Origin of the sequence: Paenibacillus alkalitolerans (assembly GCF_016482785.1) — a bacterium.
Classification (GTDB): domain Bacteria; phylum Bacillota; class Bacilli; order Paenibacillales; family YIM-B00363; genus Paenibacillus_AE; species Paenibacillus_AE alkalitolerans.
Genome location: NZ_JAEMXM010000003.1, coordinates 306,402 through 332,935, shown reverse-complemented (window position 1 = coordinate 332,935; position 26,534 = coordinate 306,402). Strand labels below are relative to the sequence as shown.

The 26,534-nt window shown below is 51.0% G+C and carries 26 protein-coding genes; 7 read left to right on the top strand and 19 right to left on the bottom strand.

From position 1 onward, the window contains the following. Positions 1-604: 604 nt before the first annotated feature. From JET16_RS08305 to JET16_RS08285, 5 genes are read right to left on the bottom strand one after another with little or no spacing between them, the layout of a single operon-like run. Positions 605-838: a P-loop NTPase family protein gene (locus JET16_RS08305; protein WP_199615328.1), complete on the bottom strand. Its 234-nt coding sequence runs from the start codon at positions 836-838 to the stop codon at positions 605-607. Beyond that, on the bottom strand, positions 783-2,975 hold the full coding sequence (locus JET16_RS08300; RefSeq protein ID WP_199615327.1) for a molybdopterin oxidoreductase family protein: 2,193 nt from the start codon (positions 2,973-2,975) through the stop codon (positions 783-785). The genes JET16_RS08305 and JET16_RS08300 overlap by 56 nt, the downstream gene beginning before the upstream one ends. Beyond that, a complete protein-coding gene (gene nirD / locus JET16_RS08295; protein WP_199615326.1) occupies positions 2,966-3,301 on the bottom strand; it encodes a nitrite reductase small subunit NirD in 336 nt (111 codons plus the stop codon). The genes JET16_RS08300 and nirD overlap by 10 nt, the downstream gene beginning before the upstream one ends. Positions 3,302-3,322: 21 nt before the next feature. Further along, the gene (nirB, locus tag JET16_RS08290) at positions 3,323-5,761 is read right to left on the bottom strand and encodes a nitrite reductase large subunit NirB (protein ID WP_199615325.1); all 2,439 of its coding nucleotides are present in this window, start codon (positions 5,759-5,761) and stop codon (positions 3,323-3,325) included. A gap of 35 nt (positions 5,762-5,796) precedes the next feature. Then, positions 5,797-7,032, bottom strand: coding sequence for a nitrate/nitrite transporter (locus tag JET16_RS08285; protein WP_199615324.1), 1,236 nt, complete (start codon positions 7,030-7,032; stop codon positions 5,797-5,799). 456 nt (positions 7,033-7,488) lie between these two features. Here JET16_RS08285 and JET16_RS08280 point away from each other — a divergent pair, with 456 nt between their 5' ends. Together JET16_RS08280 and JET16_RS08275 are read left to right on the top strand one after the other, a co-directional pair. After that, positions 7,489-8,124, top strand: coding sequence for an ANTAR domain-containing response regulator (locus JET16_RS08280; RefSeq protein ID WP_325176641.1), 636 nt, complete (start codon positions 7,489-7,491; stop codon positions 8,122-8,124). Then, positions 8,121-9,128 (top strand): anthranilate phosphoribosyltransferase, encoded by a 1,008-nt coding sequence (locus JET16_RS08275; RefSeq protein WP_199615323.1) that lies wholly within the window; start codon positions 8,121-8,123, stop codon positions 9,126-9,128. The genes JET16_RS08280 and JET16_RS08275 overlap by 4 nt, the downstream gene beginning before the upstream one ends. 71 nt (positions 9,129-9,199) lie before the next feature. Here the strand turns inward: JET16_RS08275 and JET16_RS08270 are convergent, their stop codons facing one another. Genes JET16_RS08270 through JET16_RS08255 form a run of 4 tightly spaced genes read right to left on the bottom strand, consistent with a single transcriptional unit; the run spans position 9,200 to position 12,838 of the window. Beyond that, complete coding sequence (locus tag JET16_RS08270; RefSeq protein ID WP_199615322.1) at positions 9,200-10,402, bottom strand: ABC transporter permease; 1,203 nt, start codon at positions 10,400-10,402, stop codon at positions 9,200-9,202. Beyond that, complete coding sequence (locus JET16_RS08265; RefSeq protein ID WP_199615321.1) at positions 10,399-11,091, bottom strand: ABC transporter ATP-binding protein; 693 nt, start codon at positions 11,089-11,091, stop codon at positions 10,399-10,401. The genes JET16_RS08270 and JET16_RS08265 overlap by 4 nt, the downstream gene beginning before the upstream one ends. Further along, a complete protein-coding gene (locus JET16_RS08260; protein ID WP_199615320.1) occupies positions 11,088-12,158 on the bottom strand; it encodes an efflux RND transporter periplasmic adaptor subunit in 1,071 nt (356 codons plus the stop codon). The genes JET16_RS08265 and JET16_RS08260 overlap by 4 nt, the downstream gene beginning before the upstream one ends. 38 nt (positions 12,159-12,196) lie before the next feature. Next, complete coding sequence (locus tag JET16_RS08255; RefSeq protein WP_199615319.1) at positions 12,197-12,838, bottom strand: YIP1 family protein; 642 nt, start codon at positions 12,836-12,838, stop codon at positions 12,197-12,199. A gap of 145 nt (positions 12,839-12,983) precedes the next feature. Between JET16_RS08255 and JET16_RS08250 the strand changes: the two genes are divergently transcribed. Both JET16_RS08250 and JET16_RS08245 read left to right on the top strand, forming a co-directional pair. Continuing rightward, positions 12,984-13,904: an AEC family transporter gene (locus JET16_RS08250; RefSeq protein ID WP_199615318.1), complete on the top strand. Its 921-nt coding sequence runs from the start codon at positions 12,984-12,986 to the stop codon at positions 13,902-13,904. A gap of 118 nt (positions 13,905-14,022) precedes the next feature. Next, positions 14,023-15,291 carry an MDR family MFS transporter gene (locus JET16_RS08245; protein ID WP_325176640.1) on the top strand — a complete coding sequence of 423 codons (1,269 nt, stop codon included), beginning with the start codon at positions 14,023-14,025 and terminating at the stop codon, positions 15,289-15,291. A 185-nt stretch (positions 15,292-15,476) separates the two neighbouring features. Here JET16_RS08245 and JET16_RS08240 read toward each other — a convergent pair whose 3' ends face one another. From JET16_RS08240 to JET16_RS08210, 7 genes are all read right to left on the bottom strand, one after another. Then, complete coding sequence (locus tag JET16_RS08240) at positions 15,477-15,758, bottom strand: hypothetical protein (protein WP_199615317.1); 282 nt, start codon at positions 15,756-15,758, stop codon at positions 15,477-15,479. A 52-nt stretch (positions 15,759-15,810) separates the two neighbouring features. Next, positions 15,811-16,749 (bottom strand): phosphotransferase, encoded by a 939-nt coding sequence (locus JET16_RS08235; RefSeq protein WP_199615402.1) that lies wholly within the window; start codon positions 16,747-16,749, stop codon positions 15,811-15,813. 261 nt (positions 16,750-17,010) lie between these two features. Next, positions 17,011-17,841, bottom strand: a complete 831-nt coding sequence (locus JET16_RS08230; protein ID WP_199615316.1) for an inositol monophosphatase family protein — start codon at positions 17,839-17,841, stop codon at positions 17,011-17,013. A 123-nt stretch (positions 17,842-17,964) separates the two neighbouring features. Continuing rightward, entirely contained in the window at positions 17,965-18,354 is a 390-nt protein-coding gene (locus JET16_RS08225) for a hypothetical protein (RefSeq protein ID WP_199615315.1), read from the bottom strand. Between the two features lie 149 nt (positions 18,355-18,503). Next, the gene (locus tag JET16_RS08220; RefSeq protein WP_199615314.1) at positions 18,504-18,998 is read right to left on the bottom strand and encodes a DinB family protein; all 495 of its coding nucleotides are present in this window, start codon (positions 18,996-18,998) and stop codon (positions 18,504-18,506) included. Positions 18,999-19,237: 239 nt separating this feature from the next. After that, the gene (locus JET16_RS08215; protein WP_199615313.1) at positions 19,238-19,909 is read right to left on the bottom strand and encodes a GNAT family N-acetyltransferase; all 672 of its coding nucleotides are present in this window, start codon (positions 19,907-19,909) and stop codon (positions 19,238-19,240) included. Between the two features lie 150 nt (positions 19,910-20,059). Continuing rightward, a complete protein-coding gene (locus JET16_RS08210; protein ID WP_199615312.1) occupies positions 20,060-22,387 on the bottom strand; it encodes an ATP-dependent DNA helicase in 2,328 nt (775 codons plus the stop codon). Between the two features lie 336 nt (positions 22,388-22,723). On the opposite strand from JET16_RS08210, the gene JET16_RS08205 reads away from it, so the two are divergent. After that, positions 22,724-23,314 carry an NAD(P)H oxidoreductase gene (locus tag JET16_RS08205; protein WP_199615311.1) on the top strand — a complete coding sequence of 197 codons (591 nt, stop codon included), beginning with the start codon at positions 22,724-22,726 and terminating at the stop codon, positions 23,312-23,314. Between the two features lie 322 nt (positions 23,315-23,636). Here the strand turns inward: JET16_RS08205 and JET16_RS08200 are convergent, their stop codons facing one another. Then, positions 23,637-24,539 carry an NmrA/HSCARG family protein gene (locus JET16_RS08200; protein ID WP_199615310.1) on the bottom strand — a complete coding sequence of 301 codons (903 nt, stop codon included), beginning with the start codon at positions 24,537-24,539 and terminating at the stop codon, positions 23,637-23,639. Positions 24,540-24,668: 129 nt separating this feature from the next. Here JET16_RS08200 and JET16_RS08195 point away from each other — a divergent pair, with 129 nt between their 5' ends. Beyond that, complete coding sequence (locus JET16_RS08195) at positions 24,669-24,995, top strand: winged helix-turn-helix transcriptional regulator (protein ID WP_199615309.1); 327 nt, start codon at positions 24,669-24,671, stop codon at positions 24,993-24,995. 157 nt (positions 24,996-25,152) lie between these two features. Then, complete coding sequence (locus JET16_RS08190) at positions 25,153-25,419, top strand: HPr family phosphocarrier protein (protein ID WP_199615308.1); 267 nt, start codon at positions 25,153-25,155, stop codon at positions 25,417-25,419. Between the two features lie 96 nt (positions 25,420-25,515). Here the strand turns inward: JET16_RS08190 and JET16_RS08185 are convergent, their stop codons facing one another. After that, entirely contained in the window at positions 25,516-26,250 is a 735-nt protein-coding gene (locus JET16_RS08185; protein WP_199615307.1) for a DUF4386 domain-containing protein, read from the bottom strand. A 58-nt stretch (positions 26,251-26,308) separates the two neighbouring features. Beyond that, entirely contained in the window at positions 26,309-26,533 is a 225-nt protein-coding gene (locus tag JET16_RS08180) for a helix-turn-helix transcriptional regulator (RefSeq protein WP_199615306.1), read from the bottom strand. Between the last annotated feature and the right edge of the window lies 1 nt (position 26,534).

Sequence of the window (26,534 nt, the reverse complement as noted above, 5' to 3'; positions counted from 1 at the left end):
CGTTGTGCCGCAGTGAAACAAGAGGTGGCCGATCGAGCCGGTTTGTTTCACTCTGAAACACGGTGATGCACGGATGAACCACGTTGTGCCGCAGTGAAACAAGAGGTGGCCGATCGAGCCGGTTTGTTTCACATTGAAACACGGTGATGCACGGATGAACCACGTTGTGCCGCAGTGAAACAAGAGGTGGCCGATCGAGCCGGTTTGTTTCACTCTGAAACACCGTGATGCGCGGATGAACCACGTTGTGCCGCAGTGAAACAAGAGGTGGCCGATCGAGCCGGTTTGTTTCACATTGAAACACCGTGATGCACGGATGAACCACGTTGTGCCGCAGTGAAACAAGAGGTGGCCGATCGAGCCGGTTTGTTTCACTCTGAAACACGGTGATGCACGGATGAACCACGTTGTGCCGCAGTGAAACAAGAGGTGGCCGATCGAGCCGGTTTGTTTCACATTGAAACACGGTGATGCACGGATGAACCACGTTGTGCCGCAGTGAAACAAGGGGTGGCCGATCGAGCCCTGAAACGCAGCGGCACCGCTATTGCACCAAAAAAACGGCAGACATTTCCGCTTCATGCGGAATGCTCTGCCGTTTTAACTACCACGCATCCTCTTCCCCGACGAAGAAACCGTAACGCCCCTCTGCGTACTCGAACGCTTCGGAGAGATCATCCGGATGAAACACCGGCAGTCCGCATGCTTCCTCCCCGTCCGCGTGACAATCGTATGCAACGACGGCCACCACATCGTCAAGATCGTTTAACAACGTCCAATCCTTACTTTCGCGCACGACCACCACTTTCGGATGCTGCTCCTGCACCTGCACCTTCATGTTCACGATCCCTCCCCTCGATTCGTTCCACGCGCACGGCGCAAATCTTGAATTCAGGCATACGGCTGACCGGATGCAGCGCGTCGCTCGTCAGCCTGTTGACCGAGCGTTCGCCGCCCCAATGGAACGGCACGAACACGGACGTCGGGTGAATATCTTCCGTCACTCGCACCGGAAACACCGCCGTGCCTCGCCGGCTCGTCAGCTTGATGTTATCGCCGGGACGCAATCCGATTCTCGCAGCCAGCGTCGGGTGCACTTCGGCGACCGGCACCGGAGACTTCGACGTCAGCGCCTCGGTGCGCCGAGTTTGCGCGCCGCTCAAATAATGGCTGCCGACTCTTCCCGTCGTTAATAAATAAGGGTATTCCCGGCTCATCGTTTCGGCGGGCTTACCCGGATTAATGCCGACAAGGCGTGCTTTGCCGTCGGCATGCTCGAACCGTTCGGCATACATCAACGGCGTGCCCGGATGGCCCTCGGACGGGCAAGGCCAAAATATGCCCTGCTCTTCCTGCAACCGTTCGTACGTGATCCCGGAGTAGTCCGCCTTTCCTCCGGCGGAAGCGCGCCGAAGCTCGTCAAACACCCGCTCAGGAGTACCGTACGCAAAATATTTACCGCTCCCAAGCCGCTTAGCCAACTCGCAAATAATATCCATATCGAGCTTTGCGTTCCCCGGAGGCTCGCAAACTTTCGGTCGGTGAAACACGCGTCCCTCGACGTTCGTAAGTGTGCCTTCCGCCTCCAGGAACGACGATCCGGGCAGCAGCCAATGCGCGAAACGCGCGGTTTCCGTTTCAAACATATCTATAACGACCAATAAGTCCAATTTTCGAAGCGCTTCTTCCACTCTTCCGCTGTTCGGGCTCGATACGAGCGGGTTCGAACCCAATACGATCATCGCCTTGATTTCGCCTTCCAGCACTTTGTCGAACAGCTCGTACGCGGATACGCCTTTGCCGGGGAGAGAGTCGGGCTCGACGCCCCACACTTCCGCCACATGGCGGCGCGCCTCCGGGTCCTCGATGAGTCTGTACCCCGGCAGCTGATCCGCCTTCTGGCCATGCTCCCGGCCGCCTTGCCCATTCGCCTGGCCGGTAACCGCCCCGAACCCGCAACCGGGCCGGCCGATCTTACCGCACAGCAGCGCAAGATTGATGTAGTTGAGCGTATGCTCCACGCCGTTGATCTGCTGCTCCAGCCCCCGCGCCGTCATCACGATTCCCGACTCGGCGCGCGCGAATCCTCTCGCGATCGCACGAATTTTCTCTTCGTAAATGCCCGTGATCGCGGATACGCGCTCCGGCGTAAAATCCCGCACCGCCTCGACGACGGAATCGAATCCGACGGTGCGCTCTGCCACAAAACGTTGATCGTACAAGCTTTCACTGATAATTACATTGAGAAGCCCGTTAACGAATACCGAATCAAAGCCGGGCTGCAGCTTAACGTGAATATCCGCGATCTTCGACGTCATTGTTTGGCGCGGGTCAATCGTCACAATGACCGCGCCGTTCTTCTTGGCCGCGAGCAAATACGGCATCATGGTCGGCTGGCATTCGGCAATGTTCGTACCCGCCAATATAATATATTTCGCGTTAACAATTTCCGAAAGCGGCATCGTCAAGCCGCGGTCGGCTCCGAAGGCGCGGTTTTGGGCCGCAGCCGCGGAGGACATGCAGTATCTCCCGTTGTAGTCGATATACCGCGAGCCGAGCGCCACACGTGTGAATTTCCCAAGCAGGTAGCATACCTCATTGGTGAGCGACCCTCCGCCGTACACCGCCACCGAATCTCGCCCATACTGCGCCTGCAATTCCTGTATTTGCTTGGCGATCGATTCGAACGCCTCGTTCCAGCCCGCCGGCTGCCAAGGCACCGATTCGATCGGAGCCGCCCCGGTCCCTAAGCGAACAACGGGCGTGGTTATGCGGTCGGGGTGGAAAGCGTGCCGGGGGGAGTGAAATCCTTTCTGGCACAGCCTCCCGGTCGCTACGGGAAACGTCTGGCTCGGCTTGACCGCCCATCCCGGTTGCTCTTCCGTGACGTGCAGCTCCATTCTGCACTGCATGCTGCAGAAGCAGCAGTGCGTCTCCAACCCCGTCTCTCCGTCAAAATGTTCGATCAATCCCATTCCAACCACACTGCCCCGTCGCGAATGCTGATCGGGAACGTGCGCACGCATCCTGTATCCGGCTTTTGCACCATACCGTCATCCAAGCTGATCTTGCGGTCGTGCAGCGGGCAGAAGACGAACGATCCGCTCACCAGTCCTTCCGCCAGTACGCCGTTCTTATGAGGGCAGCGGTTTTCGATGACGCGGACGGTGCCGTCCGCCAGACGGAACACGGCCAACTCCAACTCGCGCACCCGAACCGTCTTCCCCATTCCGACCGGAAGATCGTCCAGCTTCGCCAACTCCAAAGTTTCCGCAGCAGCGGACTCATATCGCGTGTTCATGGTTTCGTCACCCTCCTTCTCCTATTGACGCTCTATCGTTTCGTATAAGTCCTTCTTGATCGAATCGTTCTGAATGGCTTCTTTCCAAGGATCCTTCGTGACGGACAACGCCTTATCCATACGCTTGCACAGCTCTTCTCTGCGTTCCGGATTGCCGATGACCTCCCGGATATGGCCGATGCCGACCCGCTCCACCCATTCGGACGTCCGCTCGCCGTAATTTCCGGTTTCGCGGTAGTACTGCAAGTAGGCCTCAGTGTATTCAATCACTTCCGCCTCCGTCTTAACGGTCGCCAGCAATTCGCCGACTCTTACTTTCACGCCGCCGTTGCCGCCGGCATACAGCTCCCAGCCGCCGTCGATGGCGACGACGCCCAGATCCTTGATGCCGGATTCCGCGCAGTTTCTCGGGCAGCCCGACACCGCCATTTTCACTTTCGCCGGGGTGTTGAGACGCTCGAACCTTTTTTCCATCGCAATGCCCATGCCCATCGAATCCCCGGTGCCGAAGCGGCAGTACTCTTCTCCGACGCAAGTCTTTACCGTACGGATCGCTTTGCCGTATGCATAACCGGAAGGCATGTCGAGATCCGCCCACATCGCCACCAAATCTTCTTTCTTCACTCCGAGCAAATCGATCCGCTGTCCGCCCGTCAATTTCACGGTCGGAACGTTGTATTTCTCCGCCACCTCCGCGATGCGCTTCAGCTCCGACGGGTTTGTAACTCCGCCGTACATGCGCGGAACGACCGAGTATGTGCCGTCCTTCTGAATGTTGGCGTGCATCCTTTCGTTTACGAAGCGGGAAGTGCGGTCATCGACATAAGTATCCGGATTGATCATGGACAAATAGTAGTTGACGGCCGGACGGCACTTGGAGCATCCTTCAGGATTTTTCCAGCCGAGAACATTCATGACTTCGCGAACGTGGGTCAATCCTTTCTCCTTGATCGCTTCCACAAGCTCTTCACGGGAGATGTCCGTGCATCCGCAAATCGTCGTCTTCGCCGCCGCTCCGTCGAACTCGTCGCCGAGCGTCGTCTTCAGCAGCGCAGCCACCAGAGGCTTACAGCCGCCGCAAGAACGGGAAGCGGTCGTTTGGTCACGGACGCCTTCAACCGTCGTAAGCCCGCACTCTTTGATCGCGGAGCAAATCGTCCCTTTGCTGACGCCGTTACAGCCGCAGATGATGGCATCGTCCGCCATCGAAGCGACGACCGCTTCGGTGCCGCCGCCGCTTGCGCCGGCCTCGCCGGACTCCTTCAGCAGCGCCGTGATCTCCATCTTCGTAATATCCGCTTGGCTCTTGATGAGCTGCATCAAGCGCGTACTCTCCGACGTTTCGCCGAACAGGACGGCGCCGACCACTTTGTTGTCGCGCACAAGCACTTTCTTGTAGATGCCGGACCAGTCGTCATGCACCCGAATCGCTTTCGTATCCTCGCTCTCCATGAACTGGCCGCCCGAGAACACGTCTACTCCGGACACCTTCAGCTTCGTGTAAACGACGGAGCCTTCATATGGAGCCGTGTCAACTTCCGCCAGACGCTTCGCAAGTACGGCGCCTTGCTCGTAAAGCGGCGCGACAAGCCCGTAAGCGACGCCCCGGTGCTGCGCGCATTCGCCGACCGCATATACGTCCGGTGCGCTCGTTTCCAACCAGTCGTTCACCGTGATGCCCTGAACGACTTCGATTCCGGCCGCTTTCGCGAGCTGCACGTTCGGACGGATGCCGACCGCCATGACGACCAAATCCGCCGTCGTCCACGTGCCGTCCTTGAACTTCAGGCCGACCGCCCTGTCTTCGCCGAGAATTTCCGCCGTTTGCTTCTCCAACAGGAAATTCATACCCTGCTTCTCCAACGCTTCTTTCAGCATCTTCGAAGCCGTCGGGTCCAGCTGCCGCTCCATCAAGCTGTCCATGATATGAACGACATCCACTTTCATTCCCAAATTCAGCAGTCCGCGCGCCGCCTCAAGCCCGAGCAAGCCGCCGCCGATAACGACGGCTTTACGGTATTTCTTCGCGGCTTCCTTCATGAGATTCGTATCATGGATCGTCCGGTATGCAATGACGCCAGGCAGGTTCGCGCCAGGAATCGGAAGCACGAACGCGTTCGAGCCGGTCGCGATCACGAGCTTGTCGTATGCTGCCGTCAAATCTCCCGCATCGCCGCTGCTTGTGACTGTCTTTGCCGACGTATCGATCGCCGTCACTTGCTGCCCGGTATAGAGCTTCACTCCATTACGCTCATACCAGTCGTAGTCGTTGATGTAGATCTCTTCCGTCTTCGTGTCTCCGGCTAGCACATAGGAAAGCATAATTCGGTTATAGTTCGGATAACGCTCCGCGCCGAACACCGTAATTTCGTATTTATCCGGAGCGAGCTTCCTCAAGTGTTCGATTACATTCATGCCGGCCATGCCGTTACCGATTAGTACTAGCTTTTGTTTTGCCATAACTCACTCACAACCCTTTTATATATTTTAAAAAATTAAGCCTCCAGTGCGGTACCGTCAGACGACTTCAACACGCGCCCGCCTTCGCCGATCCAAGAACGCTTCCAGCGGCCTTGCGCCACTGCGAGTATGACGATGCAGGTGAGCGCGATCACGCTTAAGACAAGGAAGCCCGGCGTGAAGGAACCGGTCGATAGCTTTAAGTTGCCGAGAATTTTCGGAAGGAAATATCCTCCCAACCCGCCTGCGGCGCCGACAATACCGGTAATGACGCCGATTTCCTTCTTAAAACGTTGAGGCACGAGCTGGAACACCGAACCGTTCCCCATACCGAGGGACATCATGGCCACGAAGAGCATAACTGTTGTAAGTGCGATCGACGGAAGCGTCGAAATGCCTGCCATCATCAGAGCAACGACTCCGTATAACACCAGAAGCATCCGTATGCCGCCCAGTTTATCCGCAAGCCATCCGCCTACCGGACGGAAGAAGCTGCCGGCGATGACGAGAATGGTCGTGAAATCCGCTGCCCGCACCGCATCCAATCCGTACTGCGTGTTATAAAAGATAGTGAGGTAACTTGCCATGCCTACAAATCCGCCGAACGTTACGCTGTATAAGATACAGAACAACCAGGTATCGGACATCTTCAACACGGCGGCGTAATCCGCAAACTTCTTCGGCGCCGGTTGATTAGGGCTGTCTTTGGCAAGGATGGAGAACACGATGAAAGTGATTACGATCGGGATGAGCGCGAAACCGAACACGATGTGCCAATCTCCATAGTGCTGCGCAATCCGGTTCGCGAACAGCGTCGTAAACACGGTGCCGCTGTTGCCCGCGCCGGCGATCCCCATCGCAAGACCTTGGTATTGCGGAGGATACCAGCGGCTGGCAAGCGGGAGAGCGGCAGCAAAGCTGGCGCCGGCAATACCGAGCAGCAGCGCGACGAAGTACAGCTCATTAAGGCTAGTCGCGAATTGCCATGCCCAGATGAGCGGGATCATCGTAAGCACCATCCCGATTTGCGCCGTCCGCTTCGGTCCGATGTAATCGGTCATCCAACCGAGCACAAGTCTCAATATCGAGCCGCCGAGCACAGGAAGAGCGACAAGGTTCGCTTTCTGAGCCGCGTCCATTTCGAATTCGCCCGCTATAATGACCGCCAGCGGGCCGAGCAGCACCCAAATCATAAAGCTGACATCAAAGTACAAAAATGAGCTGAATAAAGACCCCTTATGACCGCTGTGCAAAAATCCTTTGGCTTCCATCCGCAACCTCTCCTCTACATTTTTTTTTTAGATTTAAAAGTAAAAAAGAGACCGAACCCCACACGTATACTAGGTGTGAGACACGGCCTCTTTGCCTAAGACTCAGCACGACGTTGTGCTTCGCCTTCATAATTTGCTTTGCAATTTCAGTGATGTAAGAAAAGCTTCCTCTTAACGAAGGACCCTCTTCATTGAAGGTGCTTCGGCAGACGCTCTTCTTCATTAATTATTAGAAAACCTTCCATTGGTGGCGGTCATGCTCCATTGCATTTCCATCGTTCGAGGTTTTCTTCTTAACCGTATTATATTCAGCAAACTCGGATTATGTCAATAATACTGACACAAAAAAGTTTTTGGTTCAAAAATTCGCTTTTCTGTGTTATATTTGTGCAATATAATACTATCACATGTTAGGTTTGTGAACATGTGGGGGTCATGGATAGGATGTGACTACTTGTGCTGCAAACGTTTCTTATCCTGCGGGAACATCCGGCCCCGCCGGCGAATGCGACCGTCACGCATGATGAAGACTCGGAAGTGAAGCCAGTCGCCGAACGGTATATCGATCCGGTCGAATTATTTACGGCGGCCGGTTACCGTATTATTTTACAAGAAATTAAAGAAGAAACCCATATTAACGTAAGAAATATTGACGCAATTATTTTACATCTTCCGTTCTCCGCTCTTGCGAGATTCACTCATCTTCAGTCATTGCCGACTATTTGGTGGTGCGAGGATGAGCCGGTGCTGCACAATTGCAATATAGCAACTGAAATTGACGTCATTTTGTCCCCCGGCTTGACGGTGAACGAATTGCACTGGTATGTTTCGCTTGCGTCAAAAAATTATTTGCGCCGCACGCAGTGGAAGCAGGAACGAGAGCAGCTGCTCGCCAAATTGGAGGACCGCAAGTGGATCGACCGGGCTAAATCTATTCTTAGCGAAATCAAGCATATTTCTGAAGCGGAAGCGTATGAGTTTCTCCGCAAGCAAGCGATGAACGAACGGCGGCGGCTCGTCGACGTTGCCGTGTCCATTGTCAAAGTGTATTCTTTGTTAAAAGAACAAAACCCTAGGGGGCGCACTAAATGAAAGAACTACTCAAAGAAGTCGGCCGAGGAAAACGGGGCGCCCGGGATCTGACCTATGAAGAAGCGGTTCGTGCTGCAGAAATGATCGTCGGCGGCGAAGCGACGCCCGCGCAAGCGGGGGCGTTCCTTGTCGCCGAGAGGATAAAGATGGAAAGCACCGATGAAATTATGGCGTTCGTCGACGTTCTGCGTCCGTTCAGCCGCCGCCATCCGCTTCCCGGTTCCTTGGATTGCGCCGGACCGTACGACGGCAGAACCAAATCGTTCATGGCAGCTCTGCCCGTCGCGTTTGTTTTGGCCTCATGCGGAGTGCCGGTATCTTTGCACGCAAGCCGGTCTCTTCCGCCGAAATGGGGCGTCACTTTAACCGACGTTTTGTTCGAAATGGGCATTCATGCGGATATAGACACGTTTCACAAGGCGGCCGCCGAAACCGGCGTACTGTTTACACCGGCCGAAGAAGCATGCCCCCCTCTTGCCGCAATGCGGCAATTGCGCGAAGAGCTCGGTCTTCGGACCGTCTTCAACACCGCGGAGAAGCTGCTTCGTTATTCGGATGCCCCATACTTGGCGTTCGGCGTGTTCCATGGCACGGTGTTCGAGAAGATGACCGAGCTGGTGACGCGGCTTGGAGTGAAACGGGCGCTCATTACACAAGGAATGGAAGGCTCCGAGGATTTGCCGGTCAACAAGAGAACTCGCGCGTACCTAGTTGACGACGGAGTTCCGGAGCTTCTTGTGATCGATCCGGAATTGTATAATTTATATGAAGAAGTACCGGACATGGAGTGGACCGCATCGGCGCAAGCGCAAACGGCGGTTGCCGTGCTGCGCGGAGAATGCGAGCCCGCTTTCCGGCAAATTACGGTCTTGAATGCCGCAGTGCGGCTTTGGCTGGCGAATGCGGCCGGAAGCATTGAAGCAGGACTCGACGCGGCGAGAACGGCGCTCGACTCGGGGGAAGCGCATCGCACGTTCGAGAAGTGGGCGGCGCTGGTGCGATAATTAACGTATGTAGTAACCAGAAGTGTTGCTGATCACCGTGTCGGAGATGCCGTCACTCACAGGAGGAGACGTCACTCGTAGCGCAGCGATTCGATCGGCTGCATGCGAGCGGCTTTGTTCGCGGGATACAATCCGAAAAATACTCCGACTGCGGTAGAAAACACGACGGCAAGCAGCAGCGCCCACCACGAAATAAGAAACGGCCATTGGGTTATAATAGAAAAGATCCACGAGCCCAGCAATCCGATTCCGGCGCCTATGACACCCCCGGCTAGCGATAAGATGACCGCTTCGATGATGAATTGCGCCATGATCAAGCCGGGTGTCGCGCCGATCGCTTTGCGAATGCCGATCTCTCGCGTTCGTTCGGTTACGGAAACGAGCATGATGTTCATAACGCCTATTCCACCGACAAACAGCGATATTCCCGCAATGGAACCGATAATGACTTGAAGAATCGAGAACACTTGCTTCACTTGCCCCTGCACTTCGTACGCCGTCTGCGCCATATATTTGTCCGGCTCCGTATTGTGGCGCTTGGCGATCCATTGTTTCACCTGCCGCACAATTTCTTTCAGCTCATCCTCGTTTGCGGCGGAAGCTTTCACCTCGATGAAGCCGAACCGGGCGGAGCTTGCGTCCGCGCCGGGAACGGCATTCATCGGAGCGAACGCTCTATAGCTCTCGCCGCCTAAACCGCTAAAGAGCGACTCCTCCGTCTTCGTCACACCTACAATTCGGAACAGCCTTCCGCCTAAATTGACCTTCTGATTCAAAGCCGCGCCGGCCGATCCGAAATACGTTTCCGCGAATTTGGATTCGACAACCAACACGCGCTGGCGCGACCGTTCCTCCGACGAAGAAAAAAACTGCCCCGCAGACATCTTCATATTGGAAAGTTTCGAATACGAAGAGGCGGTGCCGGTTACCCGCACGTTGACTTCCTTCGTGCCGATCTTCGCAACAAAACTGCGCTCCATGCTTCCCATCGCCGCAACGATACCTTCCATCTTGCGCAGCAGCTGCAAGTCGGCGTCGGTAATGTACAAATTTATATCAACATTGCCGTCCCGGCTAGCCGGGTATAAAACAAAATATCCGTCGCCATACTGAGCGACCTCCGCCACAAGCGACGTCTGGCCCGCTTGGCCGATCGATACGACCGTCACCACCGCGGCGATGCCGACCACGATCCCGATAATCGTCAACAATGAACGCATCTTGTTGCCCTTCAAATTATCGAGGGCGATGAGCAAGTTTTCCCACAGCGTCATAGCGCCTCCCGCCTCTCCGATGCGGTGTCCTGGACGATGTCCCCGTCCCCGAAACGAATGACCCGCTTGGCATGAGCCGCAATGTCGGGTTCGTGGGTAACGATAATGATCGTCGCCCCTTCCGCATGCAGCTGTCCGAACAGTCGCATGATATCTTCCGACGATTTCGCGTCCAAATTTCCCGTCGGTTCGTCGGCAAGCAATATGGCCGGATCCATCACAAGCGCTCTCGCAATCGCGGCCCGCTGACGCTGGCCGCCGGACAGCTCGTTCGGTCGGTGATGAACCCTCTCGCCAAGCCCCACCTTCTCAAGAAGGTCTTTGGCTCTCTCCATCCGCTCTTGACGGCTGACCCCGCCATATACGCAAGGGAGCTCCACATTGCGGAGTATCGATTGGCGCGGAAGAAGGTGGAAGTTTTGAAACACGAATCCGATTTTGCGGTTTCGAATCGCAGCCAGCCGGTCCTCGTCCAGCGATTCCACTTGCTCCCCGTCAAGCACGTAGGTACCGGTCGTAGGCACATCCAGGCAGCCCAATATATTCATCAGAGTGGACTTGCCCGAACCCGAAGGGCCCATAATGGCGACGAACTCGCCTTTGTTTATCGTTACGTCCATTGTTTTCAACGCTTGTACTTCGACAGCTCCGTTGCGGTATGTTTTGGTTACGCCTTCCAATCGAATCATTCGGATTGCGCCGCCTTTACTTTCTTTCCGTCGCGAAGCCCTTCAGGCAACGGGGATATGACCTCTTCTCCGGCTTTGAGCCCCTCCAGAATTTCAACCCGCTCCCCGTTGTCCTTCCCCGTCTTGACAGCGACTTGGACAGCCTTACCGTCCTCCGCCTTATATACGAAAGCTTCTTGATTTCTATAAACGACCGCGTCGATCGGAACCAGAACCCGCTTCTCTCCGGGCAATACAAATTCTATCATTGCCGCCAACCCCGGTATGATGTCCAAATCTCCTTTCGCCAACGTCACTTCGATTCCGACTTGGAAATCTTGCGATTCGGGGCCGGCTGGCGCCGCTTCGGGGGCTATGTACGTCAGTTCTCCGTCCAACCGGTCATCGAACGCGTCTCCCGTTACGATCGCCTTCATCCCCGCCTGAACTTTGCCCGCATCCAGCTCGTTCAGCGCCGCGGATACTTTTAAAGAAGACACATCCGCAAATACCGCCGCCATAAACCCTGACGGCACGGTCTGTCCTTCAGTAACGTTCAGCTTCGTAACGACGCCGTCCGAATCCGCCTTCACAACGCTTTGCGCAATTTTCTCCCGCAGTTGAGCAATCGTATTTTCCGTGCCGCGAATTTGCAGTTCATGCAGCTTCTGGGCATCCGATTCCAATGCAAGTATTTGCTCGGCATCTTTCTCGCCCTGCTTTGCGGCATCGTAGTTCCGCTTCCTGTCGATTTGCCGTTGAAGCTTCTCGATTTCGATCCTGTTGCGCTCAAGCTCGATTTGCCGTTCCCAGTCGGACGTGTCGTACGACATAACGACATCGCCTCTTGCAACCGTGTCGCCGACTTTCACAAACACTTCCTTTACTTTGCCGTCGACGTTCGTGTACAATTCCGTCTCGTCAGCCGGCTGTATGCGTCCGTTGGCGAATACGGATTCGGATATTTCACCTTCCTCCGCCTTCGCCAGCGTCACTTCTTGGCTTATCCCCATCCGCATGACGTTTACATACACAAGCCCGGCTACTACCAGAACAAGCGCCGCTCCCCACAACCATTTGCTCCGCACCTTATTCAACCTTTCTATGTATATAATCCGCCAGCGTTCTATACGGTAAACGAAGAGACCAATTTCACGACAAGCCAACCGAGCGCGATCCAAATACCTGCCGCAGCCTTCGAACGGCGGGTCATGACGGAGGTTCCGATGATTAACAGAGCTAAGCTCCACAGTCCGAACGGATCCAAAATGTTGCTCGCCGCGCCGAACAGAAAGCCTTTCTTCTCATCGAAAAACGCTCCCCCTGTCAGCATAATGTCGTATAAGCTGTCCGGATTTAGCGTCAACGCCATCACCGCCGTAATGATGCCTCCGATATACGCCGGAACGCTTGAGAAAAGCGAAACTTTCGCTAATTGCATATATGTCGCTTCTCCTCGTACGATCAAATTCACCAGCAGAAGAAGCAAACCGCCGAGAAACATGGAAATCGCCGGCGCGATAGCAGCTCCGGCATACGCCGATATTTGCCCGAACATTTTCCCCATATTGATCTGCTCTTCCGTCATTGGCTGCTGGGAGTTCGCAATCTGCTCCTCCATCAACCGCTGCAGCAACGGCCACTGGATATACATGAGTATGACGGACAAAACCGTCAACGCGACGAAAGGAAGCACCCAGCCTCCTTTGTCCCGCAAACGTTCGAACGTTTTGGCGGGTGAAGCAATAATCGTAAATAAATTGGTCATAGTACGACAGCCTCCCAAATCTAGTACATTTTACTTAGTAAATTATACCATACGAAATATATTAATTGAATTAATTTCCATTCAGATTGCGCTCCACCCGTCTTGAGTTATAATGATTTCAGCTTAAGGGGGCGCGTAATCCGAAATGTCTTATTTTTTACACATCCTGTTGTACAACGTTATTCCTCTGTCGATCATGATCTCCGTCGGTGCGGTGCTGCAGCGCGCGTTTAAGCTCGATATCCGCACGCTGTCCAAGCTGAACTTCTATTTGTTTTCTCCCGCGATTCTATTTGTCATGCTCTATGAATCCACGTTTACGGTGACCGTTTTGCTTGAAGTGCTCTTATTCTTCGTATTGTTTTACGCCGCGCTTATTGCTGTTGTTGAAGCGGTGATGCGGCTTCGCGGCTTCCAAGGCGGAATGCGCGGGGCGATGCGAAACAGCGTCATCTTCTACAACAGCGCGAACTTCGCGATTCCCCTGAATCAACTCGTATTTGCGAACAACCCTTTCACGCTGTCTGTCCAGCTGATCATTATGGTGATCCAAAGCGTAATACCGAACACATTCGGTATTTACAGCGTGAATGCGCATCGGATGGAACTCCGGCAAATTCTGCGGACGATTTTAACGTTTCCGGTAATCTACATCGTGCCGCTCGCCTTTCTCTTTAAGTTTGCGCAAATTCCGGTTCCCGAATCGGTCTACATCCCGCTTGAATATATTTCCCAAGGGTTCATCGCAACGGCTCTGGTAACGCTCGGCGCGCAGCTCGGCAACATGAAATGGAGCATATCCATGTCGGATGTGCTGCTGTCGAACGCGCTGCGCTTGCTCGTATCGCCCGCGATCGGATTCGGAATCGTCCTCTTGCTAGGCTACCACGGTCCACTCGCGCAAGCGCTCGTCCTTTCGTGCGCCGTGCCGACGTCGCTCAGCAGCGTGCTGCTTGCCGTCGAGTTCGAGAACGAGCCGGATTTCGCGTCCCAAGCAGTGTTCTCCTCCACCCTGTTTAGCATCGTTACGGTTACGTTCGTCATAGCATTCATAGGCGGTCTCTGAAAAAGGTGAAACGCAAGGACTAAAATATGCCCTTTTTCTTCCCCCTCTCTTCTATATAATGAGTAGAAAACGCCCGCACTACAAAGATATGGACGGGTAACGCAGCGGGGTGGAGACGGTGTGGAGCAAGTTATTTTCCCGATATGATGCCGCAATATGGATTCGCATCATCGGTACGGCGCTGACGACGGTCGCAGGGTTTATGATTCGGCCGTTCTTGGTTCTGTATTTGTACGATAAGCTGGAAGGCTCGGTGCTGCTGCCGATGTTGATCGTCGGTTTGCAGCCGCTCACCGCAATGCTCGTAGGATTGTGGGGCGGCGGGCTTTCGGACCGATGGGGGCGTAAGCCCTTGATGGCAGGCGCATTGGCCGTTAACATGGCGGCGATGGTCGGATTTGTGTTCGCGGAATCGGTGTGGCAGTTCGCGCTTTGTTCCATACTGAACGGAGTCGGCATGAGCTTGTTCTTCCCCGCCGCGAATGCGCAAGTGGCGGATATCGTTCCCGAGAACCGCCGGGCCGAAGTGTTCGCTGCGCTGCATGCGGCGTTGAACGTGGGGGCGGCTTTCGGGCCGGTGCTGGGGCTTCTCCTCTTCACTTGGCAGCCGAAAATCGTTTTCGGACTGTCCGCGGTAGCTTTTGCAATATATTTATTGTTGGTGTGGAAAAAAATTCCTGAAACTTTACCTAAGCGCGACGTGCAATCGGATATGGCGTCGCCGGCCGTTGCTAAAGCGCGGCTCACGTTCGGCGCGCACAGATGGTTGTTTTATATAACGGCTCTCGCCGTTCCGATCAGCATTCTCTACGCGCAAGTGGAGACGGTGTTTCCGCTCCATCTGCAAAGCCAATTCGAAGATTACAAGACGATCCTTACCACGATTCTTACGATCAACGGAATCACCGTCATGCTGCTGCAAATTCCGTTGGCGCGCTGGACGGAAAATTGGGCGACGCACCGCGTGGTGCTGCTGTCTTACGGATTGTTCGCGGCTGTCGCGTTCGGTTACGGTTTCGCGCCGTTCTTCGCCCTGTTGATCGTCGTCGAATTATTATTCACGCTTGGCGAGATGCTGAGCGGACCGCATCTGCAGAAGGCCGTTTCAATGATCGCTCCCGCCGATATGCGCGGCAGATATTTTTCGGTATTCAGCATGAATTGGCAGCTCTCCCGGGGGTTTGGACCGATCGCGTTCGGATTCATATACGAACTGTGGGGCGGGCGCGTTACGTTCGCCATAGTGGCCGGCTTGCTCGCTTGCGCGGGCATCGTACAGTATGCGATCGTTCGGCGATTGTGGGAGCGGACGCAAGCCAAGGCGGCGGAAACTGCCGCAAGAAGCGCAAATGCGTCGGCTTCGCCGGCGACGGGCGCAACCGGTTAGCAGCGCCTTATCGCGCTAACGGAACCGGATGTCCGTTAGCTGCTTGTTCCATCCAGCGCCATATTTACGGAAACGAATGTCCGCTAAACCTTCGAATTGCACGAGGGGTTAGCGGGCTGCCCGATCATTAGGCAGCCTACTTTCATGTAATTCTCGTTCTCCGTAAGCTCAACAATTTTCCTCTGCTATCTGGTTGGCTCCCCACTATATCCTCCACCAAACGAAAAACCTGTCTCCGCATCGAAGAGGGAAAAGATTACAGGATTCAATACTTTGCCTCTTTTCATCTCAAATTCCCCATACAGTTTTGAAACAATTACATATACTTGTCTGTTTGGATGAATTTCAAGTGAATTAACGATTTCATCTGGATACACCGTTAAAGTGCCCGTTTGTTGAGTAAATTTGTCTGATAATGCAGAAAAAGCGATGGATCGGTTCCATCGCTGCGCTCTCGTCTCCGTCAATCATTTTCTTCACCCTTGTTAGATTGAGATACAAAAACATCGCTAATCTCTGCTAATCCATAATCATGTCAACAACTTGTTTCGCGAACGCAGCATAGGATTCAATCAGATCAGGACTTTGATCAATAGCCCACCTGAGGTTATCGAAAGCCCTTAATAGCAACAAATGCCTCATTTCAGAAAGGTCTTTTTCTCTTATTCCGTACCCGTCCATAAACGCTTTGAATTCCTCAACACTTGCGCTTTCTTCTAGTCCTAGGATTTGGTAATGCATCAATTGAACAACAGTTGCATGCGGTACCACGCTTACTTCTGCATTCCAATCCAGTAATATTACTTGGTTTGCCTGATTGACAATCGTATTCTTTAAAGAGATATCTCCATGGTTTAAACCAAAGCGGAACGGTTCACTCTTCAAATTTTCAAACAGTTTTCTTACTCTCTGCGATTCCATCTGAGTGATTATTCCAAGCTCAATCAAGCGATCATGCTCAGTCAAACTATTGATATTATACTGCACATACCCTTGCCAACTGCCGTCTGATCCGGCATGAGAAGGTGACTGAAACTCACCATGGACTGGATCAATCAGATTCCCTCCATATCCTTTCACTTGAATAGAATGAATAAGCTTGGCATATTCGCCCAGTTTCCTCCAAACATCGGACTTGGGAACAGTACTGTCTAACCCGTTGTCTCCCTCAATAAAGACTTGAATCATATATGCGGTTTCATCAACTATACCAATGGACAACACCTCAGGTCCAGGAACGCCAACTGCGGCTGCTTGCTCGATACACCATTTTTCTTTGATAAAGCTTGGAAATGTATCTTTATCGTTCATGCGGACAACGACTTTATGACTCTCCGTTTCGACTACGCAAACCTGATTTGTGATGCCTTTACCTGTGATCTGATATGAAGTTTTTACTTGTTCCAGAAGAAAATCGCCTGCAATTCGTTCTGCTTGTATAACTACAGAGTGTTCCATAGTTTCTTTCATCCCCCTCAAGTGTCGTGCTTCAACGAGCTCTACGTTTTAATATATCTCTGACCGTTCGCTTAATGGCGGATCGCGCTTTTGGTCCTAAACTACCGCTGTTTTATTGAACTAACGTAACTCGTTAGTTTAGTTGCCGAATAAACTTTGAATTACATGTAACATTTATTTAACAATGAAGCGCGGCTGATTTTACGGATTAGGGCTAAACATACTGCTTCCCCAAACTATTAGAAGAGCTTTCCGGTGGGGTCACATTGCTAATATCGCATTGGAAATCGCCGTCATTTCCTCGTGAAGACTTTTGGGTCCAGCTAGAATACTCGCCGACTTGTAAGCATCAACGGGCTTCCCATTCAAGCCAGTCACGATCCCGCCAGCTTCTTCAATGAGCAATTTACCTGCCGCAAAATCCCAAGGCTTTTGTACAAAGCTGAAATACGCACTAAACCGCCCACAGGCCACATAAGCAAGCTCAAGAGAGCCACAACCGATCATTCGGACGCCTCTGGATGTGCGAGCTATTCTGTCGACAAACTGATCAAAGCCTGCGTATTTTTCGTCATCATTATAATAAATATAGGTTGCGATTAGGGAATCCGCTAAACGAGACTGCTGTCCGTCTAAGAAAAGCCGGTGGCCATTCAAATATGCGCCTGCCCCTCTCTCCACCCAGAACAGTTCTTTAGCGGATGGATTGTATACAGCTCCGCAAATGCCTTCTCCTTGATGGTATAAAGCAACCGAAACGGCAAAACATTGCTTCTGGTGTACATAATTCGTCGTGCCGTCTATCGGGTCGATAATCCAGACGTAATCGTCCGATTGGAACGTCTCCCCCGTGTAGCTTTCTTCTCCCATCACTTTGTGATGAGGGAATGCTTCTTTGATCCGGTTCACGATAAACTGCTCGTTTTGCCGGTCAACAAGCGTAACTAACTCTTTGTGCGAAGCTTTGCAATCGACCTCGATCTGTTTTTCGATATGCAGCAAACCGGTGTTTCCGGCTTCGGCAACACAATCTTTTAAAACTTGAAGGAATTGGCTTGTCTGTCCTGTTTTATTCAAATCATAATATGACATTATCCGACCACCTTAATTGCCTTTGTGAAAAAGTATATTAGAATTGGCAGATAAGAGAACCGCCGTCAAGGATGACGGCGATAAACCCTCTTTATTCAGCCAACGTATCCGTCCCTCGAATAATTAATGCGGTTTGAGTTCTGGTTTAAGCCATGAAACGTCATAGCCCAGCTTACTTATTATTTGGAGTCCATCATTGAACTCTATTCTGTTTACTCCATTCCACCCATTTTCCAAACCATACACAACAAATTGTCTAACCGTTCTTGGATAATGCAAGTTAAAATTTTCAATATTTCTCGTCGCTATATTCTTTAAGGGAACACCAACTAATAAAGGGCTTCCCGTAACTGGATCATCCCATGTACAAAAGTGGAATGAACATGTTATGTTCTTTAGTCCCTTTAATGATATTGAAAGGGAAATATAGCTTACATGTTGATTGTACTTTTGGTTAATCACATATACGTATTCCTTGTCTCCCACAATAATATTCCTTGTTTTTTTCTTCATAAACCCAACATCCTTACAGGTATTCGTACGTTTCATTTGGGTTATTAGATAAGTATTTAAATGAGTCAACATCAAACTTTCTTGTGATGCTGTTCTCCCCGGTTTAAGTCCCCTATGAACTCAAGGCTATAGCTTTGACCAACGCTATTTTACCACATTTCACCCATATTTCGCTCTGATGTCCATGAACCTTGCATTTTGCGAATCAGGACAATTTGTCCGATGTGATAAGCGTCATGCATCATGATGTCTGGCAAATTTACATCGAGGTTGCGATTATCCAGATCGTCTTCACTAAGCCGATTTATTGTTTCTTTAAAATCGTCCATGATGTCTCGTGTTTTCTGAACGGTTGCTCGCCAACCTCTTTCATCTTCTCCGTTTCCAGGTGCGCCAAAGGTTGCCTCATTGGTGTCCAATGGCTCACCGAGTACCTCCCCTTTAATCACTGCAAGGTAGCGTTCATTGAAGTAATTAAGATGGTTGAGGGTTTGCCAAATAGTGTTGCCACCACCGGGTGGCTGCCAGGCGGCTTGGGCAGCATTGATGTTTTCAAGAGCGTCCGCCAACGGTAAAAACCAACTTTCTTCGTCCCAGCTGTTGTTCCTTAGTTTAAGTAAAACTTCCTTGCGTTTTTCAACCATTCCATGTGCCTCCTTTTTTTCAGGGGTAGATGATTACTAGAGTTCGACCAGAGGATTAATGAGGTAATGCATTTCTACTAGCAAGTGGAGTTCGCCTGGGACGTCGAAGATGGGCGCCCGGTGGACGAACTCGAAACACAGCTCCTGCAATAATCGACCAGTTTAACCAAGACCTGCTGCTGGACCTACAAACCCGAAAAACTAGACGTCACCAAAGCTCCGCATTCTAGCGCGGCAGTCTACTGGAGATCAAGGCGCATCACGACTCGGCGCGTGGTGGGTCTGGTCACTTCACGGAATCCGGCCGCGGCGAAGGCGTTGCGACTGCCGACGTGGAGCTCCCCCCAGGTGATCTCCTGTCCAGGTACGGTGATCATCGGGTACCCCTCAACAGCGCGGGCGCCCCGCCGCCGAGCGAATTCGACAGCAGCGCGCGTGAGCTCGTAGGTGATCCCGCGCCGGCGATAGCCGTTGCGAATAATGAAGCAGGTGACGGCCCAAACGCCATCGTCGTTCTTGACCTCGTTCCGTCCCGCCCACGGGACCCGGCTGCTTAACAGCTTTATGTAAGCAGTCCGGGGCTCGATCGCGCACCACCCGACGGGCTGGTGGTCGAGGTATGCGACGAGGCCGCTGGTTATGCCCGACTCTGGGTTCCCGCAGCCGGTCTGGGCGCGCAGTAGGAAGGCGCGTTCGTCGTCTTCTAACTGGTTCCACTGAGAGTTTGGGATCTTGAACCGCTGGCAGTAGCACCGTACTGAGTGGCACCGGGCTGAACCTAGTACAACGTCTAAGTCCTCCCATGACGCCTCGTTCGCGGGCACAACAGAGATGCCGCCACCTGTCGTCGACATTGCCATGTCCTCCCCGTTTGACTTCGGAATTTGCCATTCGGATTCTTTCGTGGTCATCTGCCGTTTCCTCCCCACTTAAAGATTTAAAATTTCTGACACAAGCTCCCTTGGAAGAATACATTCCATAGAGGTGAGCCTAATCCTGTGAAAAACACACAATAAAGCCGGACATAGATAACAACCATGGAGCAGCACTCCATGTCCCAATTATACATTCTTATGGTATCCCATCCGCTGCACGGTATAGTGGTGCCATTCCGGCGGCAGCAGCCGATTATATTGAGGATGCAAATACCGGTCGTCGATCAGCATCAAAGTCCCGCGGTCCCGCTCCGAACGGATAAGCCTTCCTCCCGCTTGCAGCACCTTGTTCATTCCGGGAAACACATAAGCGTATTCGAAACCGTTCTTGCCCTCTGCGTCGAAATAATCCTTAATGACGCTTCGCTCCTGCCCAAGCTGTGGTAGACCGACGCCGATAACCGCCACGCCGGTCAGTCGGTCGCCGACCAAATCGATCCCTTCTGAGAAAATGCCGCCCATGACGGCAAAGCCGACAAGAGTTTCTTCATTATCCGCATCGAATGCCGCGAGGAATCGTTCCCTCTCCTCCTCGGTCATATTCGCCGACTGCATAATCGTTCTTACCTGCGGTCCCGTGACAGTAAACCGTTCATATATAAGGTTCATATATTCATAAGACGGGAAAAAAAACAGCATATTCCCCGGTTGTTTATCTGCAAGCTCATGCAAGACGCCTACAAGCGGTTCGACCGTCTGCTCCCGTACTTGATAACGGGTCGAAAGCGGCAGAACGATCACGTCGAGCTGCTCCTTTGCGAAAGGCGAGGGCACCGAAACGGCATAATCCCCATTCTCTTGCGCATCACCTCCCAGCATGTCCATATAATAGGAAAGCGGCGACAACGTAGCGGAAAAGATGACCTGCGACCGGTAACCTTTGCTCGTATGCCGAAGCAGGTGCGACGGATCGAGGCAAAACAGCTTGACGCGTACATCGCTCTTGCGGCATTCGACATAAGTAACATATCTTTTGTCATAGAGCTTGGCGATGCGGACAAAATGCTGGGATGCGAAATAAAGGTCCGCCAGCAAAGTATCGTCTATTCCGGCGCGACCTGCTCCGGCTAACTCTTTCTCAGCTGCGGCGGCGAATGACTCAACCAGTTCGGCAAATTGCTCCGGCAGCCCGTGCTCGACTTGTTCGGCCCATTCGCCGTAACGCTTGCGCAGCGCGATGAAATATTCGTTCACCGCTTTCGCCGCGGCGTGTAGCTCCGGGCGTACTCCTTTGCAAGCGCGCTGCATCGCCAGAAAATCCGACTTGTTAAGCTCGCTCGAATACATCTCCCGCGCCCGGTCGACAAGATTATGGGCCTCATCGATCAGCAGCGCTGTCTGCCTCTTCTGGTCATCGAACATCCGTTTCAAGTTGACGCGTGGATCGAACACGTAATTGTAATCGCAAATAACTGCATCCGACACATACGCGGCGTCAAGCGAAAATTCAAAAGGGCATACCCGGTGCTTGCGGGCGTACCGCTCGATCACATGGCGAGTCATCAGTGTTTCATGGGAAAGCATGTCGAGCAGTGCCTCGTTGACGCGTTCATAATAACCGTCCGCAAACTCACAGCTCTCCTTCGTGCAACGGACTTCCTCCTGGAAACAAATCTTCTCCTTCGCCGTAAGAGTCACCGTATGCAGATGCAGCCCTTTCGCCTGTAGCTTCGCGAAAGCTTCTACCGCCGCAGTTCTCGTAATCGTCTTGGCCGTCAGGTAAAAAATACGCCGCAGCAAACCTTCTCCGATTGCCTTGACTGACGGAAATATCGTCGATATCGTCTTCCCGATGCCGGTCGGCGCCTTGGCGAAAAGCTTCTTCCCGTCCATTATTGTCTTGTAAGCAGTAGCCGCAAGCTTCCGCTGCCCTTCCCGGTATGATGGGAATGGGAACGCCAGCGCCTTAATGCTCGAGTTTCGCAACCGCATATGATTATTCCGAATGGATGCGAACGGATAGTATTTCTCCAACATGCCCATGACGAAACGCTCGAGTTCCTTGAAAGTGAGCTCCTCGGTGAACCGCTTTTCCTCCCCGCTATCGGCCTGTACATACGTCAGCTGCACGCCGATCCGGCCGAGCCCGCACTCCTTCGCCGCCATATAGGCATAGCATTTCACCTGTCCCCAGTGAACGGGGTACGTCTCCTCGATTATGTTCGGTAGCCTGCCGGTGGTCGATTTGATCTCATCGATCGTCACGCCGCCCTCTTCAGTGACCAGCATGCCGTCGCAGCGACCGTCAATCACGAACACGAGATTTCCGTAAGCGATATCGGCCTTTAGAAAAACCTCTTTCCGATCCTGTTCGCCATATCGCTGCTGAATTTTTTGATGGGCCTTTATGCCTTCCGCAAGAGGTGTCATCTGTCGGAATCCGTACTCGATGTCTCCGCTGCGAAACGCATATTCAACCAACGCTCTTACGGATATTTGAACCGTATCCCGCATTCCGATCCGTCCTCTACCCTCAAGAAACTAGAACATTTGTTCTAATCATTGTAGCACGAAAAAAAACATTATGCAGAAGGATAAGCAAAAGAATAGTTTATACTCGGGAGCAATGGCGCGGACATTCCACCGGGATGTTATAAGTCCGTGTTTTCTGCCTTTCCTTGGGATAACCATCCTCTAATAGATTGTTTTGAATAGGTACTTTTCGGTACCTATATTACTTTTTAGTTCTTATAGCACAAAAAAGTGCGTTCTTCCTTTTTTTCACTTCATATCAGATAATTTTATCGTGCCTCATTTTGAAGGAAAAGTAGAAAATGGAAGGTGACGACTGTGAAAATCTTGACCGTTGTATCGCACCCAAGGGTGCATTCCTTAACCTTTTCTGTTTCAGCCAGATTTACACAGGGACTCGCTGATGCGGGACATGAGACGGAGGTGCTTGATCTGCATCGCAGCGGGTTTAACCCTGTGTTGTGGGAGGCAGATGAACCCGATTCGTCAACTGATAGCAAGATCTATTCGCCTGAAGTTGAGACAGAAATCGAACGAATGAAGAAACACGATGCTCTCGCCTATATTTTCCCCGTATGGTGGCACAGTTTTCCAGCCATGCTAAAGGGATATATCGACCGTGTATGGAACAATGGTTTTGCGTACGGCTCCAACAAACTGCATCATAAAAAAGTACTGTGGCTCGGTCTAGCATCAGCTCCGAAAGAACACTATGAGAAATACCAATACGATAAGATGATGGACTATCACCTGAACATCGGAATTGCAGGTTTCTGCGGAATCTCTAATAGCAAGGTTGAGATATTATATGACACCTTGGATTCAAGGCCGGAAATTTCCGAAAGGCTCCTGACACAAGCTTATAATCTCGGACTATATTATGACAACAATTCAAAGGCCGTAACATAATAATTCAGAAGTCCGGAAAGTGTACGACAGGAGAAACATTTGGCTTTCGCAATATTCCCATTCTGTCTGTCGATCCATACATGAAAGGAGGATGAATACCAACAAGTCTTATATCGAACCATTTGCATTAGATGGGCCGAATTCGTCTGCCTTACGGTTTTTCCTGCACGCGGAACGAAAATCCCTTCGTCGGCTCAAACAGCAAAAAGGACACAACAGGTTTCCCGATCGTGTCCTTTTTGTGCATTAGGAAGCCAAGGGGGATCAAACCCCTGACCTCATCGCTGCCAGCGATGCACTCTCCGATCTTCATTTGAATCCCTTAATGCCCGGAAGCGAACAATAACTCCATTTTTGTTTTCCCTATTTTTTCTAACCATTCATTAAAAGTCAACAAACCGGGGTGTAACCTCCGGACTTCGGCAATATCAATTTTGAGTTCCTCATTATTAATAAACTCAAACGTTCTCGCTCCACTTGGACTTATTTGACGAATAGTATCGATTGGAATCTCTACATATGGAATATCTCCTCCGATAGCACGCGATATTGCGTTCGATATAGCCACCGGAGTCAAAGAATCCCCGGCGATTTCAATTGTTTTGCCTAAGTATCTCTCGGGATTCTCAAAAGCTAATGCGGAAAATGCACCGATATCTTCAACAGCGATTAGTTGCAATTTTATGTTTGATTTTATCGCAGTAGAAAGTTTGCCGGTTTGAAGTCCAAAGAGTGGATCGGAGAAATTATCCATGAACCAAGCCGGACGTAATATTGTCAGTGGCAAGTCAAGGCTTCGAATGTATTCTTCAATTTCCCATTTACTATAATTTCGTCCGCCAATTAATCGATCCGCACCACTTACCGATGAATAAACAAAATGTTGAACACCAGCATTCTTCGCCGCATTTGCTACGTTTTTTCCAAATCTAACTTCGTCTTCGTAGCCAAAATCCGATGACATGTTTGGGGAGAATTCTGTAGGTTGAACACTGAATACCCCATATACTCCTTGCATTGCTTCCAGTAACGAATCTGGATTGTTATGATCGCCTTTGAAAACTTCTACTCCATCTCTCCTTAAAGTTTCCGCTGAAGGTTTGTTAGGGTCACGGGTGAGAGCTCTAATGGACCAGTTGCCCTTTTCAAGTAAATTGCGGATTGTCGCTCCTCCTTGTTGACCAGTAGCGCCTGTTACGAGAATGATCTTTTTTGTGGTTTCCATAATTCGTCTCCCTTAACATTTTTCGTAGTCCTTCATGATGTTAAGCAGAGTATAACTTTTTGTTGTAAAATTATATAGTACGCACATATTTGTTATATTCTAAACAAAAAGTTAGTAAAGGAGCGAATTATGGATAATTGTAATAACGAACAAGTTAACTGTCCCATTTTTTACACCATGTCTGTGATTGGTGGAAAGTGGAAATGGGCTATATTATTTTTAATAGCAAAAGAAGAAGTGGTCAGATATGGAAAAATTAAGGGATTCTTACCGCCAATCGCACATAAAACACTTAGCCAACAGTTAAAGGAATTGGAGGGAGATGGAATTATCCATAGAGAACAATATAATGTCATGCCGCCAAAAGTCGAATATACCCTTACTGATAAAGGTAAATCATTGGTTCCAATGTTTGATTTCATGTTCCAGTGGGGCGAAAAATGGTACGATAACTGACATACCTCTAACGAACAGTGGCAAATATCCGGCGCCAGCAGCCTGAACGTCTTCGATGTATGCTCAATTGTGAACTTACTTATCCTCATATATGGTCATGATCGGCGGAACGGAATAATATATTGATATAGTCTCGATAGGGGGAGAATAGTACAACATGAGGGTCCATCATTTAACTATTACATATGAATTTCAGCTTAATGATTTGAAGGCGATTTCTCAGCAAGCCAATCAATTCACATCCGACATCACGCTCGAATTTCATAAAGGTGACGATAGTCTTAACATTATTGACGTAAAGAGCTTACTTGGCATGATGCTGCTTCCGATCCGCAAGGGCACGGCTGTCACTATCAGAACGAAAGGCAAAGACGAGAAGGAAGCAATCGATTTCATGAGCGACTTGATTGAAAACTATAAGTGATCTCTTCTCCAACTCCTTAACTATCGTACCCGTTGAGCGAAAGGGCTGCCATGACCAAGAAGGATTCCTCTTGTCAAAAGCTTATTGGTATTGCAACTAAAGGGACTTGTTGAAATCCGACTTAGGAAATTCCTGATGTATGTTGTAATTGACTGCAGTTAGGTTGAAGCCTTTAATTATGAGCCATACTGCAAGGATCATTTCATTAGCGAATATTGGCAGCGCCAAAATAGCACCCCAAACAGAAACTTGTTCAATTACACCGAACATTACCAACAAGGCACAGAGAAAAATAAATGCTGACCCTGTCATACCCAAGATGGGTATAAACCTGGGTACGAGCTTGGATTTATAAAATATGTAACTGTACATCATCGTATTGATACCCAGCATGAAATTGGGGCCAAGCAAAAATGTCCAGTCATGCAGTGCTTTCAACGAAGTGCCTGAAGCTTGAAATGAAGCGGTATCCACGGCTCCCGCTGCTACAAATTCCCGGCTTAAGGTCACTAGGGACAGTACGCTGATTACACCAACCGTAATAATAATCGCTTCAAGAAACCTAAAGCAAACATGCCAAAGAGCTATTGTTTCATTATACTTTCTTAAAATTGGAAACATTGTAGTTGCAGTACCAACCGCTGAAACGACAAGAATTAACTCCATAAGCGCTCCCAGTATCACCTGGTTGGCGTGTTCGGAACCGTTAATTAAGTAATCGGGACCAAGGATGGGTTTGTATAAAATAAGACCGCCTATAATCGACGTAACGGCTGCAAGTATAAACAGTACTCCCACAATGAATGCGCTCTTTTGGATAGAAAAATTCATTTGTTTGTCTCCTTCATCTCATAAATTCATAGTCAGTACAAGTAAATAATCGCAGTTCTTACTCCTTTGTGTTATCCCCGTAAAAGAATACCTCTTCCAAAGGTAAGTTGAAGGCGTGAGCAATGCGGAAAGCCAGTTCCAGAGACGGGGAGTAGTTACCCTTTTCCAAGGCCACAATAGTTTGTCTTGTTACGCCCACCTTGTCAGCCAGTTGCTGTTGGGTCATTTCATTATGGTTGAACCGTAATTTTCGGATGTGATTGCCGACAAGATTTTTGCCCATA

Bases quoted from the DNA above. Each gene is read 5' to 3' on its own strand.
- nirD (WP_199615326.1), bottom strand. From the start codon at position 3,301: ATGAACACGCGATATGAGTCCGCTGCTGCGGAAACTTTGGAGTTGGCG.
- JET16_RS08250 (WP_199615318.1), top strand. From the start codon at position 12,984: ATGTCTTATTTTTTACACATCCTGTTGTACAACGTTATTCCTCTGTCG.
- JET16_RS08185 (WP_199615307.1), bottom strand. From the start codon at position 26,250: ATGAATTTTTCTATCCAAAAGAGCGCATTCATTGTGGGAGTACTGTTT.
- JET16_RS08200 (WP_199615310.1), bottom strand. From the start codon at position 24,539: ATGGAAACCACAAAAAAGATCATTCTCGTAACAGGCGCTACTGGTCAA.
- JET16_RS08270 (WP_199615322.1), bottom strand. From the start codon at position 10,402: ATGACGCTGTGGGAAAACTTGCTCATCGCCCTCGATAATTTGAAGGGC.
- JET16_RS08215 (WP_199615313.1), bottom strand. From the start codon at position 19,909: ATGACCACGAAAGAATCCGAATGGCAAATTCCGAAGTCAAACGGGGAG.
- JET16_RS08230 (WP_199615316.1), bottom strand. From the start codon at position 17,841: ATGTCATATTATGATTTGAATAAAACAGGACAGACAAGCCAATTCCTT.
- JET16_RS08275 (WP_199615323.1), top strand. From the start codon at position 8,121: ATGAAAGAACTACTCAAAGAAGTCGGCCGAGGAAAACGGGGCGCCCGG.
- JET16_RS08180 (WP_199615306.1), bottom strand. From the start codon at position 26,533: ATGGGCAAAAATCTTGTCGGCAATCACATCCGAAAATTACGGTTCAAC.
- JET16_RS08235 (WP_199615402.1), bottom strand. From the start codon at position 16,749: ATGGAACACTCTGTAGTTATACAAGCAGAACGAATTGCAGGCGATTTT.
- JET16_RS08265 (WP_199615321.1), bottom strand. From the start codon at position 11,091: ATGATTCGATTGGAAGGCGTAACCAAAACATACCGCAACGGAGCTGTC.
- JET16_RS08195 (WP_199615309.1), top strand. From the start codon at position 24,669: ATGGATAATTGTAATAACGAACAAGTTAACTGTCCCATTTTTTACACC.
- JET16_RS08305 (WP_199615328.1), bottom strand. From the start codon at position 838: ATGAAGGTGCAGGTGCAGGAGCAGCATCCGAAAGTGGTGGTCGTGCGC.
- JET16_RS08210 (WP_199615312.1), bottom strand. From the start codon at position 22,387: ATGCGGGATACGGTTCAAATATCCGTAAGAGCGTTGGTTGAATATGCG.
- JET16_RS08220 (WP_199615314.1), bottom strand. From the start codon at position 18,998: ATGGTTGAAAAACGCAAGGAAGTTTTACTTAAACTAAGGAACAACAGC.
- JET16_RS08300 (WP_199615327.1), bottom strand. From the start codon at position 2,975: ATGGGATTGATCGAACATTTTGACGGAGAGACGGGGTTGGAGACGCAC.
- JET16_RS08255 (WP_199615319.1), bottom strand. From the start codon at position 12,838: ATGACCAATTTATTTACGATTATTGCTTCACCCGCCAAAACGTTCGAA.
- JET16_RS08285 (WP_199615324.1), bottom strand. From the start codon at position 7,032: ATGGAAGCCAAAGGATTTTTGCACAGCGGTCATAAGGGGTCTTTATTC.
- nirB (WP_199615325.1), bottom strand. From the start codon at position 5,761: ATGGCAAAACAAAAGCTAGTACTAATCGGTAACGGCATGGCCGGCATG.
- JET16_RS08225 (WP_199615315.1), bottom strand. From the start codon at position 18,354: ATGAAGAAAAAAACAAGGAATATTATTGTGGGAGACAAGGAATACGTA.
- JET16_RS08190 (WP_199615308.1), top strand. From the start codon at position 25,153: ATGAGGGTCCATCATTTAACTATTACATATGAATTTCAGCTTAATGAT.